The sequence below is a fragment of the Flagellimonas chongwuensis genome (assembly GCF_013376415.1).
GTDB lineage: Bacteria > Bacteroidota > Bacteroidia > Flavobacteriales > Flavobacteriaceae > Flagellimonas > Flagellimonas chongwuensis.
Window position 1 is genome coordinate 1,025,381 of record NZ_WYET01000004.1, and the last position, 14,786, is coordinate 1,040,166.

9 protein-coding genes are annotated in these 14,786 nt (G+C 40.8%); 7 read left to right on the forward strand and 2 right to left on the reverse strand.

Annotated features, from left to right (window positions below):
* Nucleotides 1–74: 74 nt before the first annotated feature.
* The 3 genes from GUA46_RS11790 to GUA46_RS11800 all read left to right on the forward strand — a co-directional run bounded on the left by GUA46_RS11790 (nucleotide 75) and on the right by GUA46_RS11800 (nucleotide 6,242).
* Nucleotides 75–1,238 carry a helix-turn-helix domain-containing protein gene (locus tag GUA46_RS11790; RefSeq protein ID WP_176620645.1) on the forward strand — a complete coding sequence of 388 codons (1,164 nt, stop codon included), beginning with the start codon at nucleotides 75–77 and terminating at the stop codon, nucleotides 1,236–1,238.
* Nucleotides 1,239–1,559: 321 nt separating this feature from the next.
* Nucleotides 1,560–4,664, forward strand: coding sequence for a SusC/RagA family TonB-linked outer membrane protein (locus GUA46_RS11795; RefSeq protein WP_176620646.1), 3,105 nt, complete (start codon nucleotides 1,560–1,562; stop codon nucleotides 4,662–4,664).
* Between the two features lie 9 nt (nucleotides 4,665–4,673).
* On the forward strand, nucleotides 4,674–6,242 hold the full coding sequence (locus GUA46_RS11800) for a RagB/SusD family nutrient uptake outer membrane protein (RefSeq protein ID WP_176620647.1): 1,569 nt from the start codon (nucleotides 4,674–4,676) through the stop codon (nucleotides 6,240–6,242).
* A 103-nt stretch (nucleotides 6,243–6,345) separates the two neighbouring features.
* On the opposite strand, the gene GUA46_RS11805 is transcribed toward GUA46_RS11800, so the two are convergent.
* Nucleotides 6,346–8,091 (reverse strand): TonB-dependent receptor, encoded by a 1,746-nt coding sequence (locus GUA46_RS11805; protein ID WP_176620648.1) that lies wholly within the window; start codon nucleotides 8,089–8,091, stop codon nucleotides 6,346–6,348.
* A gap of 12 nt (nucleotides 8,092–8,103) precedes the next feature.
* Nucleotides 8,104–11,127 (reverse strand): tetratricopeptide repeat protein, encoded by a 3,024-nt coding sequence (locus tag GUA46_RS11810; RefSeq protein ID WP_176620649.1) that lies wholly within the window; start codon nucleotides 11,125–11,127, stop codon nucleotides 8,104–8,106.
* A 236-nt stretch (nucleotides 11,128–11,363) separates the two neighbouring features.
* Between GUA46_RS11810 and GUA46_RS11815 the strand changes: the two genes are divergently transcribed.
* From GUA46_RS11815 to ppgK, 4 genes are all read left to right on the forward strand, one after another.
* Nucleotides 11,364–11,939, forward strand: coding sequence for a LemA family protein (locus GUA46_RS11815; RefSeq protein WP_229418493.1), 576 nt, complete (start codon nucleotides 11,364–11,366; stop codon nucleotides 11,937–11,939).
* Between the two features lie 3 nt (nucleotides 11,940–11,942).
* Complete coding sequence (locus GUA46_RS11820) at nucleotides 11,943–13,070, forward strand: DUF3137 domain-containing protein (RefSeq protein ID WP_176620650.1); 1,128 nt, start codon at nucleotides 11,943–11,945, stop codon at nucleotides 13,068–13,070.
* Nucleotides 13,071–13,147: 77 nt separating this feature from the next.
* The gene (locus tag GUA46_RS11825; RefSeq protein ID WP_108244940.1) at nucleotides 13,148–13,831 is read left to right on the forward strand and encodes a cell division ATP-binding protein FtsE; all 684 of its coding nucleotides are present in this window, start codon (nucleotides 13,148–13,150) and stop codon (nucleotides 13,829–13,831) included.
* A 96-nt stretch (nucleotides 13,832–13,927) separates the two neighbouring features.
* Nucleotides 13,928–14,686 carry a polyphosphate--glucose phosphotransferase gene (ppgK, locus tag GUA46_RS11830; protein ID WP_108244939.1) on the forward strand — a complete coding sequence of 253 codons (759 nt, stop codon included), beginning with the start codon at nucleotides 13,928–13,930 and terminating at the stop codon, nucleotides 14,684–14,686.
* Nucleotides 14,687–14,786: the final 100 nt, after the last annotated feature.

The following is a 14,786-nucleotide window of genomic DNA, read 5'->3' on the forward strand; positions in this document are numbered from 1 at the left end:
AAAATTTAAATTTTAAGAGTTTCGATTCATTATTATCACTACTTTACAAAACATTTTTGATAGCTAATTTACCTATGGACATTGTATCAGCTTTTTCCTTTTGGACAAAGGCTATACTGCCTTTAAAAACTTTGGAGACCGCCATCCCCAGCGAACTCAATCTACTCCATTTTATATTCATCGGAATATCCCTTTTGGGGGCTGGAGTTGGCAGTTACCTTATTTTTTTGAAAAAACATAATCTGTACATGGGAGTTTTCATAATTGCCATGGCGGCCATTCTTCTAGAGCTTACTTTACTGTGGTGGGATGGTGTTCTGCATATACCCAAAATCCCGTTTTATTCAAGTATTTCCTTTCTTTTGGGCCCATCCCTATTCCTTTATATCCAAAAAAAGGTGTATCCGCATCAAAAAATGAAGGCAACAGCGATATTGCAGTACTTCGTCATTTTTATTATTAGTTTGTTATCAATATTAATTCTGACCAACACCAATAGTGATATGCCTGGCAACGGGCTCAGACTACAAGGGATTCAACTACTGAACAGTTACTACTTAAAGAGTTTTTATTTTGCCTTTTTCTTGGCTTTGATTATAAAACAATATATCAAGTATCGAAAACGGATTGATAGCATGGACCGAAATTGGTTAAGAATACTGGTTATTTTCTTCTTTTCAATATTTCTGATCTCAATAATAGGAGCCCTATTTAAAGATGAATTTTCACTTATTAATGTAACAAGATATGTAATCGCCTACTTTTTTTCGGTTTTTATTATTATCATCTCTTTCCTGTTATATCTATTTCCTGCTATTGTTACTGAACCTTTACAAATTAGACTGAACAATACCCAAATCAAGGAAAAATATCAAAACTCAGGCCTAACTATAGCCATGGCGAGCACATTAAGATTACAACTTTTAAGTTCCATGGAGGAAAAAATGTTTTTGAATCCTACATTATCGCTGGAGACCTTGGCCAAAAAACTCAATACAGACCGTTACAGTCTCTCACAAGTTATCAATCAAGAATTCAATAAGAACTTTTATGAATTCATCAATGATTATCGCATTGATGAATGCTTGGCTCATATTGATGAAAACCCACATCAAATAGACTCAATTTCCGACCTTATTTATGCGTCTGGATTTAACAATAAAGTATCTTTCTACAATGCTTTCAAAAAGCGAAAAAGTATGACTCCAGTCCAGTATATCAAAGCCTTAAATCAATAGTTTTTTGTCTTTTTTTTAAGAAAACCCAGCTAGCCTGAAATTATTTAACAAAATTTCAACAATCTTATTATCAATCTATTACACAAAAGTAAGGGTTAATATTCGTCGGTAAACCATAAACCTAGGTCGGTCGTAATCATCATCCCATCACCTCTCATTTATTTTATCTGCTGATTAAGATTAGTTCGGTCATATTTCAAAACATTATGTAGTCTAACTGGCCCATTTGTTTATTTGGATTAGTCACCAAAAAATTGACCGGCTTTTCTTAATCAATAAACTAATTCAAAAAATGAATCTATTAATTAACACTCAAATTAAATGAGAACAAAAACAAAAGTATTACTGGCACTTTTGATGGCATTTGTTGTGCATCTGTCTTCCGCACAGGAAAAAATGATAAGTGGTACAGTAACTGATGGGAGCGGACTGCCATTACCAGGCGTAAACGTTGTTATCAAGGGGACCACACAGGGTACTCAAACCGATTTTGATGGTAACTATAACTTACAAGCAGAAGTAGGCCAGACCCTTGTATTTACTTATCTGGGGCAAAAAGAGACCCAAGCCACCGTTGGTGCACAGAACATCATAAACATACAAATGGAAGAAGACGCGCAAGCCTTGGAAGAAGTTGTAGTGGTTGGTTATGGTGTACAAAAAAGGAAGGAAATCACTGGGGCGATTGCCAGTGTATCCGGAGGAGACATCCAAGGCCTTGTAACACCCAGTTTCGAAAGCCAATTGGCCGGTAGGGCCGCTGGTGTGCAAATCACCACCAATAACGGTATACTCGGGGAAGCTCCAAGAATCAGGATTAGGGGTCTAGGCTCCATTAGTTCCGGAACCTATCCTTTGGTAGTCGTTGATGGTGTTCCAATTATTACTGGAGATATTGGTGGATATGCATCGACCAACGCATTGAACAGCATCAATCCAAACGACATCGAATCTTTTGAAATTTTAAAGGATGGTGCTGCAACCGCTATTTACGGTTCGAGAGCTGCCAATGGTGTAATCTTGATTACTACAAAAAAAGGTAAAAAAGGTTCTACCCAAGTGAGCTACAACGTGGTGACCGGTTTTGCATCACCGATCAAAACCTTTGATTTGTTGAACACCGCACAGTTCTTGGAAACTGCAAATGAAAAGCGTATAAACAGAGGACAGGCTCCTTGGGCCATTGGAAATGACTATGATACCGATTGGCAAAGTGCAGTACTCAATTCAAACGCGCTGCAAATGGACCACAACCTATCCGTAAATGGAGGAACCGATAGAACTAAATATTTCATGTCCCTTGGTTTTACCGATCAGGACGGTGTTGCAGTATCCAACAACATGAAGCGTCACAGCATTAGAACCAACCTTGAACACGATGTTTTTGATTGGTTGACCGTTGGTGGTAACCTTGCAATCACTAGAACTGAATTAAATGGATTGAATACGGGAGGAAACTCACTTTCAGGAAACATTTTTAATGCTACCAGACAGCTTCCCAACATACCAATCTATGACCCGAGCAATCCTACCGGCTTTAACCTATCTGCTGATGGAAGCGTAGTAGGGCAATGGGACAACACAGACCCTGTTGGCGACAACATTTCCAATATTGGCTACGTACTCGTCAATAATAAATTCCAGTCCATCTCAAACAATACTTTGGCCAGCGCTTTTGGCGAAGTAAAACTATTGGAAGGTCTTACCTACAGGTTCCAGGCAAGTGCCAACAATACCATTACCAATGGATTTTTGTACTACAGTCCCATACATGGTGACGGCAGGGGATCCAATGGAAGGTTACAAAACAACAATCAGGATTATCTACGTTGGAATACCCAGAACATCATCAACTACAACACTAGTATTGCTGATGCTCACAACATTGGTGTTACCGCTGTTATGGAATTTCAAAAAGATAAGTTCAAAAGTTTCTTTGGAACAGGTACCGATCTTTTAGATGAGTTCTACAACAAAAACTTAGTTACCGGAGCTTATGGCACACAAACTTCCGGAGGTAGTGTAACAGAAAACGGTATCAGCTCCTATGTAGGTCGTTTAAGCTATAACTTTAAACAGCGTTATTTTCTTCAAGGATCTATACGAAGGGATGGTATTTCAAAATTAAGCGAAGCCACCCGTTGGAATAACTTTACCGGATATTCCGCAGGTTGGAACATTGCCAACGAGGAATTTTTCAGTGGTTTGAACCCTGCTATTTCCCTCTTTAAACTAAGAGGTTCATACTCTGAGGTAGGAAACACAGATATTGGAGACTATCCATATTTAGGATTGACCTCAGCCTCACAATACGGCACCCTAAACGGTATCGCATTCACCCAATTTGGAAACGACCTATTGATATGGGAAACTAGTAAAAAGACAGATTATGGGGTGGACTTAGGCTTCATGTCCGACAAATTGACCATCAGTTTTGACTACTATAAAAATGATATTGATGGTTTGATTCTTGATGTACCTGTACCTCAATCATTGGGTGTGCCGGACAGTAGAATCAAGAAAAATATTGGTAATATGGTAAACGAAGGTCTTGAATTTGCTGTAAATTACACTCCTTTCAACACAGCGAATTTCAGCTGGAATGTTTCCGCTAACTTGACATTGGACAAAAACAAGATAACCAACCTTCCCGAAGGTCAAGATATTATTGGAGGTACTTCTACCAACACCAACATCGCTCCCAACTTGATTATTAGAGAGGGGGAGTCCATCAACTCTATTTATGGACACAGATATTGGGGCGTTAACCCTGCTAACGGTAACCCAGTGTACTATAAAGCTGATGGTTCTTTGGTACAGGGCAACCTGGATACACAGACCTATTTTGTATTCAACCCTAGCAATCCTGGAGACCTATCAGAAGCTTCTTCTTTAAGTGCTGCGGACGACAAGTTTATTCTTGGAAATTCCTTACCTACTTATTACGGTTCCGTCATTAACAGATTCACATACAAAGGCTTCGATTTTAGCTTTATGTTCCGTTATAGTGGTGGTAACGAAGTGTTCAACGCAACTCGTAGAGATTTAGTGACCCAAAACTTCAATAACAACTCTACTGAGATTTTGGGAAGATGGCAAAGTGCTTCCAATCCTGGAGATGGAATTACACCTAGGCTTTACGCAAGTAGCAACACCTTTACAAACCTAACAGGACATGCTACAACTAGATTCTTGGAAAAAGGTGATTTTATTAGCTTGGACAATATCACTTTGGGCTATAAACTCCCATCACTAGTAACTGATAAGTTGAATGTGGACATGGTAAGGTTCTTTATCCAAGGACAAAACCTATTGACCATTACAGACTATAAGGGCTTGAACCCGGAAATGGAGTCCAGCGGTGTAGACATTAACGGTACACCAAGATCAAAAGTATTATCCATAGGTCTAAATGTTAATCTATAATTCTTTAAAATGAAAAAGATATTCAAATACATCACCCTTTCCTTTTTCGGAATTAGTGTGATCTCATGTTCTGACGAAACTCTTTTGGACCTGAGTCCTATCAATAACATTTCGTTGAGTGACTCATATTCATCCGCCTCGTTGATCGAGAGTTCGGTTAACGGGATGTACAATGCTGCCGCAATTGGTCAGTATAACTCAACTAACCCCAATGCTGGGCGTGGATATATCTGGGGTGCCGCTTTCGTACAACAAGGGGACAACCGAGGAGAAGATGTGGTAAACACAGCTACCTTCTACCAGTTGACCTATACGGCTACATATGACCCAACCACTGCGAACAACGTGTATTATTGGATAGATGGTTACCGTTTGATCAACAGGGCCAACTTGGTGATTGAAGGAGTTACCACTGCTGCTGAAGCTGGTATCATTACCCAGGCTGTTGCAGACGATTATATTGGACAAGCGAAATTTTTGCGTGCCATAACCCACTTTGAATTGCTAAATTTCTTCGCAAGACCTTATAACTCTTCCGCTGGTGCTTCACACCCTGGAGTTCCTTACAGAGAGGTAGGTATCGATACTCAAGCTGAAATCGATTCAGAAATCGTGCTCGGTAGAAATACCGTAGCAGAGGTTTATGAAAAAGTATTGCAAGATTTGGACGATGCGGAAAGCTTGATTACCAACACATCATTGACCAAGGCATCTGCAAATGCAGCCATTGCATTTAAAACAAGGGTATATCTGCACATGAGAGATTGGGACGGTGTTATCGCAGAAGGCAACAAGCTTACTGGCGAATACACTTTGGAAGATTCCCCTAATGGACCTTTCAATGATAGTTATGGAAACTCCGAGTCGATTTTCTCATTGACACAGGCTGCAACCATGAACCCTGGTGTGAATGCTGCATTGGCTTCACAGTACAACAGAAGAAGATTGGTGGCCATCAGCCCTATCATTTGGAGAGATCCTAGCTGGTTGGCTGATGATTTACGTCGTGAAGACAATTCAACTGAAACCGAAGTGGGAACCGGAATGGTATTTACCGCTGGGGGGGCAAAATTCACCCTAAAATATAAAGATGGGGTAAACTATACCGATGCTTCACCTGTTATCCGTTATGCTGAAGTATTGTTGAACATGGCCGAAGCACAAGCTAGAAGAGCAGCTGCCGATTTAGGAGCTTCCTTGTCCTTATTGAACCAAGTTAGAAACAGATCTCTTGCTGATCCAGCTACCCAAGCTTATGTAGCCGGTGATTTTGCAAATGCAGGAGAACTTGTTGGTGCAATCCTTAAAGAGAGAAGAATCGAGTTTTTGATGGAAGGCAGAAGATGGTCCGATATCCACAGACTTCAAGGGGATGACCTTCAACCCATCAACGGAATACCACAAAAGGTAGCCAATGGAACACCTGCAGCTGAATTGTACACTTTGGGAACTCCATATGATGGTCCTTACGGTGTACCTGCTGTGCCTTATGCTGACTTTAAGTTTGTTTGGCCGATACCTCAAGTAGAGATTAACGCAAACCCAACACTTGCAGATCAACAGAACCCAGGTTGGTAATTATCTAAAGGTTTAACATGTACAATAAAAACCCGTGGGAGAGCCCACGGGTTTTTAATTTTAATCTCTTTCTATTCTAGAAAATACTTATCAACTAATCGAATTAAAAATCGAATTTATAGGAAACTCCTGCCAAGGCCTGGAAGCCTTGCACTTGAAAATTAGCCCAACGTTGGTAACTATTGTTGGCAATATTCGATGCTTTTAAGAAAATTGAAAGCTGTTCGTTAAATCGGTACCCTACGTGTGCATTGGCATCAAAAAAACCATCCAAGGTTACCTGTTGGAATTGCAACTCGGAATCAAGCGGATTAATTTGAGACAACAAATCATCCCTTTCCCCTACATAAAACAAGTTGGTACCCATGTACCATTGGTCCGAAATCTGGTAATCCATGAAAACCGACCCTTTAATGGAGGGTAGGTTCCACGCTGGATTGTCGGTCTCAGTATCATAATCGTAGAATTCGGCATTTACACCAAGTGAGAAATTACGGTTTACATCCACATTGATTTCCCCGAAAACACCCAAGGTCTTTACATCATCATAAAATACTTGAAAAGAGTTGCCGTAGTAATAGCTTTTTTCGTCATCCCTTGAGGTATTAATAGGATTATGAAAGAAAAGAGGCTTTCTGTTCTCAGCCATATAAGAACCTTTGATATTGTATCCCACATTCGAGGTCAACTGCCCTTTCAAACCTAAATATCCTTCATATTGTTGGTCCGTTGGAACAATATCCAAAGTCGGCGAGACAAAAGGGTTATCATTAACAAAATCGTAATAAGAATTTTGCTTCAGCTCCCCTTCTATTCCACCATAAGCGATTACATTTTCATCCATTACACGATAAGATGCGGTTACAGCCGGGTAGATATAAAAGTTGTTCTCACTATTTTCCATATCAAGGCCATAGACAATATTTGCTCCCAAATTAATGGTCAAATCATCACGTAGAATCAACAAGCTTGGGGTTACCCCTGCCTGAAGATTGCTATACTTTTTCTCTCCTGCATTCACTCCTTCCGTAATAGAGCCATTTTCAAAGCTGCCCCCAACATAATCGACCTTGGCAGAAATCGTGATCAACTCCTCGGTTACGGGAAGCTCGAATGTTGGATTGATAACCGCGCGGTTCTCTGCAGATTCCGTGGCGTCCCAAAAGCGTCTCAACAAAAGGTTTCCGCTCTTAAAATAGGAATCTTCCATATTAAAATGGGCCTTGGCCTCGGCATTAAAATAGTTTTGCTGCTCGTCCATAGCGTTGATTTCATCCTCGCTGAACAGTTCGCTCTGTATTCCGTACCAATTGTAAAGTTGATGTTGCAGGCCAATAGCTGCTCCCCACTTCATATAACGGTCTTTTTTGGCAAAGGAAGCATTCAATTTGGTATCATAGAAATCCGTTTCCAAAGGTGTAGAGTCCAAATCCCCACGGGACGAGTTATGGGTCAGGCCAAAATCCAACAGGTCCTCTCCCCTATTAAATTCTCGGCTTGTGTAAAAATCAACCAAAGCATTGTTGTAATTGCCCAACCCGATGGACGCATAGGAATTATACAAGGTTGGCGGCGGTGTTTTTTCCACCCCCGAAGCCTTCCCCTTTGCCGGGGTAAATGTAGATGCCACGGGCACCGAAAATATACTGTAATTGATTTTCTTTTTCTGGAGCACAATCGAATCGTTCAAGCTCGGGGACGATTTAATTTTAAAGGCATCCGAAACGGTCGGGGAATACGGCTTTACCACCGTTACCGTTTCCGTACCAATGTTATCCTCTTCCTGGGCGATAACCATTCCGCAAAGGCTCAAAAAAAGTAATGAAAATATATAGGTTCTCTTTTGCATGTTGTGTCTCGTTTAATTTTGGTTGGGATTTACGGATGAATTGCTTTCTGCCTCTTTGGCCTTAATCGTGGCCAGTTCACTCTTCGCATCAGCAACGATATCCTCAAATTCTGAAAAGTTGGAAATCACACTTTCCAAAATGTAGGTGGCTTGGAAGGCATCGCCCAAATTGTAGAAGTTCTTCGCCATAATCACCAACCCTTTTCCTGCCCATTCCTTATAAGCTGCATAATCCTTCGCTAATTTTTGAACGGACTCGTTGGAAGCTTCATAATTCTGCTCCTGATTCTTAAAGTAAGCATCGTAGTACCATGCTTCTGCCGCCAATTCTCCAGATGCAATTTGTTTTACATCTTGGTAAGCAGTTTTGGCCAAGTTCTCATTGTTCGTCGCAATGGCCGACCGTGCAATCATAATCTGCGCATCACTTTTGATACGGTCATCGATTTTGGGAGCTTTCAACACTTTCTCGGCATAAGCAATGGTCTGTGCGTAATCTTTTTGTCCGTAGTAGCCCTTCATCAAATTGGATTGGGCAAAGGTTTTGTTCTCCGAAATGTCCGCTGTACTTTCCAATCTTTTCAAATAGGGAATGGCACTGTTATAATCCTGTTTATCCACGTAGATTTCGCAAACACGGGTCAGGGCCTGCTCGGTATACTCTCCATTTCCACCATCGGCAACAGCCTTGTATTTAGGCAGCGCCTTATCCTTTTCCCCATTGGCAAAATACAATTGTGCCAAGGCGAAATTCGCGTTCTGGGCATGCAATCCATTGGGGAATTGCCTCAAGTAATCCTCATATCCACGAATGGCGGCAGGAGTTTTACCTTCAATCTGTTTTCTTTCGGCTGATTCGAAACTTGCATTATCCAGCTCGGAATCGGTCACCTCCACAAAATCCAAGTTTCTGGCCCAAGCAGCATATTCGCTTACCCGACCTTCATCCACATAGACCAATTTTGCAGTAGCCACCGCTTGTTTGGCTTCTTGGGTTTTTGGATATTTTTGGACCACCTCCTTAAGTTTGCTCAACGCCTGCTCATTTCGGCTGGAATTGTAATACACCAATCCAGAACGCAACAGTCCACGAGGGGCAAATTTGCTTGTAGCATATTCCGCCACGATACGGTCATAGGTCTGCAACCCCAAACTTTCCTGATTGTTGTTGATATAGGAATTGCCCAGTTCGAAGAGGGCATCATCTCGAAGGGATGAGGAAGGATAATTGGTCAAAAACTCGTTTAGGCCATTGATTTTCGCAGAATTATTCCCCAAAAATCCATCGCAAAGTGTTTTCTGGAATGCTGCATAATCACGCTCCGGACCATTCATACCGGATGCCGTATCGTAGGCCTTCTTTGCCAATTGATATTTACTGTTCACAAAATAGCTGTCGCCCAAACGTAAATAACCATCGTTTTTCCTTTGAGCATCAATGCTATTGGAACTCACCACATTCTGAAAATAGGATATGGCGCTGTTGTAATCCTTTAGTTTGAAGTATGAATACCCCAAATTGTAATCTAAATGTTCATACTCTTGAAGCGATTGGGCCGCTGGCGAGTTCTGAAACTTGACAAAATCCACCAAAGCTTCCTCGAAACGATTCAACCTGTAGGCCGATTCTGCCTTCCAATAAAGTGCCCGGGCCTCGAAAGTAGGGTTCGATGCGCTTTTCAGGGATTTATCAAATCGTTCCCAAGCCCCTTCGTAATCGCCATCGATAAAAAGTTCGATACCGCGATAATAAGCTACTTTTTGATAGGTTTCCTTGCTTGCGTAGTTCTGGTTCTCCTCCAAAAGTTGCATCGCTCCTTCAAAATTTCGAGAAGTGATATAAGAGTCTACCAAGAGTTCCTGGACCTCCATTTGATGTTCATCCTTAGGATATTTCTCCAAATATGAGGTCAAAACTTGTGGAACCGGCTCGTAGGCATTTCCGATTTCGTAGCTCAAACGGGCATAGTTCAGCCAAGCATCTTTTTGGATATCCGGGCTGAACTCCATTTGTGAAGCATTTCGGAACGCGTTCAGAGCTTCTGATTTTTTATCCAATTTTAAATAGCATTCCGCTAGGTGATAATACGCATTTTGCGAAACGGCATTGTTGCCACCTATAATTTTATTGAACTGTTGAACGGCCTGTTCGTAGTTACCCAATTTATAATGGCTGTAGCCCAAGAGGTAATAATCGGTATTGTTCCATTTTCCACGTTTGCCCCTGTATGCTTCCAAATAAGGAATGGCCTCGGCATATTGTTCCAAGTTGAAATAACTCTCCCCGATAATTTTGTTGAGCTCGGAAATCTCCTCCCTATTTGATTTTGGCAATTGCTTTTTGGCCAGTTCAATGGCCTCTTGGAACTTGCCCAGCTTAAAATTGAGGTCAGCTTGATAATACGTCAACTTTTCATCGAGCAGCTCTGGGTCGCGGATTTGGTCGAAACGCGCACTAGCAGAATTGTAGTCGTCCTGTTCGTAGGCGATATATCCTAAATAATACTTGGCCTGGGACCCGTATTTCTGAGAAGTCGTTACCTTGTTCAGATAACGTTCTGCCTCTTGTGGACGTTTGGACGCATAAAGCGCATAACCATTATTGAAGTTATACCTGTCCCGCTCCGAATAGGGCATTGAGCTTTCATCTACCTTTTTGTACCATTTTAAGGCATACGGATATTTTCCCGTTTCAAAATAGTAGTCGGCCACATCCAAAAACGCAGAGTTCCGTTTTGTGGAAGTCGGGTATCGTTCCACAAAATCTTCCATCATCTTATCCGCCCCGCGCTGGTTTAACCGAATCGCTGCATTTGCGGCATAATAAGCGCTGTTCGCTTCGGTTTCCCCATCCTTGGTAGTCGCTTTTACAGACTCAAAAATGTTCTGCGCTGCTTGGTACTGCTCATTGTTGTAGAGCACCAAGGCATCTTGATAGGCTTTGTTTTCGTGGGTAAATATCTTGGTTTCCTGTGCGGACGGCACAAAAAAAGTTCCCATAAAAATGGGAATTATAAGGAGGTTTTTTCGATTCATAGTGTTCTACGCTCTTCTCGATTGACTTTACACATAACGTCAAATTTAAGGCCAAAGTATATTTTAATTTGTCATTTATCGAAAAATACGTGTCTGAACTTGATTTATTTGCCCGAAATAGTAATTTTAAGTCCTCTATTGAAACCCCCTTCAATAGCAATATTTCCAAACCTCAACATATAAAGTCTTTTGGGCTTTACGATTACAAGAAAGGGACAATCCTTGTGTTTGTTCCAATGTCTAATTTACACCATGTTGAGATGTCTTATTTTATTTTGATTATTGTCCTTATCCTATTGTTTTGTGTTTTCTTATACAACAACTTAATCAGCAAAAAAAACAAGGTCGAAGAATCTTATAGCAGCATTGATGTAATGCTAAAAAAGAGAACGGATCTAATCCCCCAACTCATCAGTACCGTTAAAGGCGCCATACAGCACGAACGTGAAACCTTAAGCGAGCTGACCCAATTAAGAGAAAGATTGTTGGACAAAACCGTTGATACGGAAGAACGGTTTCAGTTGGAAAGTCAATTGGGAATCATGTTGGGAAAATTGCAAGTGCGTGCCGAAGCCTATCCAGATTTAAAGGCTAATCAGAATTTTTTATTGTTGCAATCCAGCCTAAATGAAGTTGAGGAGCAACTGTCTGCAGCCCGGAGGGCATATAATGCCGCCGTAAATTCCTTCAACAATTCCATTGAAATGTTTCCATCGAACCTAATGGGCAAAATGATGCACTACTCCAAAAAGCCTTTGTTCACTATTAAGGATGAAGAGAGGAGTGTACCAAAAATTTCATTCAACTCATAGCAAATGGTCGATTTTAACAAAATCAGGGATGAGGTGTTTCCGCTCCTAACAAAAGCAGAAAACATCCGAAGGAAACATATTGTTTATCAAAGTGTGTTTTCAATTTTAATGTCACTAATGATTTTTGGCTTTTTGCTTTTACCCATCATTACGTATTTCAACAATGCCGGTTTCAGCAAATGGATTGCCAACATTACCCAAGGAAGCTCATGGAACCCAATTCAACTCATAGCAACGTTATATTGGGTGCCTTTTTTCATTACGATGGTTGCCGCTTATACCACCAAAAATAAGTATAAGGCAATGGAAAGGGAAATAATAAAGATAACCCTAGATAAAATGGTGCCTGAACTGAAATTTGACCCCAAAAGACAGATTTCCCCAAAACTGATTGAAGAAAGTAAATTACTGCCTTCCTATGCCCAAATCAAAAAAGGACAAAACAGGCAGGGTGGTTACAACCTTCACTTTGGGACTTTAACAGGAACAGTAGGAAACACATCAATAACTATGGGAGATGTCAACATCTTAAACCAAGGAGTTTATGGTTCCTTTTTAATGTACATTCCTTTGTTCCCCTATCTCAACTTAGTCTATAATTATGTGAGACCTTATTTCTCCAAACACCAATCTACCGAAAATTTGGGAAGTAGTTTCGTTGGAATGTTTGCCGTGGTCGATTTTAATAAAAAGTTTGATGGACACACCATTGTTTTGCCCGATGCAATGGAAAAAAGGGTCGGATATCTGGCAAAAAATCTTCAAACCATGAATATGACTAGAGGCCAATTGGTACATCTCGAAGATACTGAGTTTGAAAATGATTTTATGGTATACAGTACCGATCAGGTCGAGGCACGGTATATCCTATCCACTTCTCTAATGGAAAGAATCACCCGATTAAAAAGAAAAATTGACAAACCCATCATGTTGTCTTTCAATAAGAACAAATTGTACTTGGGCATACAGCATCCACATGGTTTTTTATGTTTCGACAAGAAAAAAAACTTATTGACTTCCAATGTTTTTGAAAAGATACATGATGATATTTATGCTGCGATCGCAATTGTGGAAGATTTAAACCTGAACACCAGAATTTGGAAAACCGAATCTCCGGAAGTTTCAAAATAAATTAGGGATTAACCTTTTATTTTGATGTCGCTTAGCATATTTTCAAATACTTTTGTGTAAGCTGTTTAAATAAAATTATGTCCGAAACCATAGTAAAATTACAAGACGTCGCCGTATTCCAGAATGAGAACATGGTTCTCAATGATATTGATCTTGAGGTCAAAAAAGGAGAATTCGTCTACGTAATCGGCAAAACAGGTAGCGGAAAAAGTAGTTTTATGAAAACCCTGTACGCCGACCTTCCCCTAAAACAAGGTGAAGGACAGGTAGTGGATTTTGACCTAAAGACCTTGAAAGAAAAAGATATTCCATTTCTGCGAAGAAAGTTGGGCATCGTTTTTCAGGACTTTAAATTGTTGCCGGACAGAAATGTCAATAACAACCTTAGGTTTGTACTCAAGGCGACCGGTTGGACGGACCCTAAGAAAATGGATGACAAAATCGAAGAGGTGTTGGACAAAGTTGGCATGAAAACCAAAGGCTTTAAATTTCCCCACGAGTTATCTGGAGGTGAGCAACAGCGTATTGCCATTGCCAGAGCCCTGCTTAATGACCCAGAACTGATTTTGGCGGACGAGCCTACGGGCAACCTTGACCCGCAAACCAGTGTGGAGGTGATGAAAGTGCTACAGGACATCAACCAGAACGGGCGTACCATTATTATGGCGACCCATGATTATGCGTTGATCCTAAAATATCCCCACAAAACGCTAAAGTGTGATGGCAGCAAAGTATTTGAAGTGATTCAAAAAGCGATATAACGCCAAAATTCTATTCTAGCTGATTGATTTCCACCTAAATTACTGGATCAGCAAAAGTTTTTGTTACTTTGTTCAAACTAACATTGATTCCTTTTTATGGAGATTCTTGGTATTGATATTGGCGGGTCGGGCATCAAAGGTGCTCTTGTAAATGCCGAAACAGGTGAAATGCTAACGGAACGTTATCGGATTGAAACACCAGCTTCCAAAAAACCCGACGATATGGCCAAGGTCGTGGCCGAAATAGTTGAACACTTTAACTACAAAGGCCCGGTGGGTTGTGGTTTTCCTTCCATTGTTAAAAACGGTGTCTGTAAATCCCCTGGGAATTTGCACCCCAGCTGGGTGGGTGTCAATATCGATGAGTTGTTCACCGAATATACGGGTCATGAGTTCACGGTACTCAACGATGCGGATGCGGCTGGTTATGCCTCAATGAACTATGGTATAGGCAAGGGAAAAGACGGATTGGTGATAATGATTACCATTGGCACAGGATTGGGCAGTGGTGCTTTCTACAACGGAGTGCTTATCCCTAATTTCGAATTGGGCCAGATTCCTTATAAAAAGTACAAGAAGATTGAAAAATGGGCCGCAGCTTCGGCAAAGGAACGCGAAAAGCTCAGTTTTAAAAAATGGGGTAAAAGGTTCAATAAATTTTTGGGATTCGTAGAACTTATTGTTTGCCCAGACCTCATCATAGTGGGCGGTGGTACATCAAAAGATTGGGAACAATTTAGCCATCGCATAAATATCGAGACAGAAGTGGTAAAGGCCGAGCTGATGAACCATGCTGGAATTATTGGAGCAGCCGTAGCGTGTTTGCGAGAGCAACACCACGGACATTTGCATTAATCTTTTTTGAAACAAGACTAAAAGGAATCTATACTTCGCCCTTATTGTTCTAAAAAGAAAAACGAATGAAGTATAAAACTCCATCCGCTTTATTCAAATG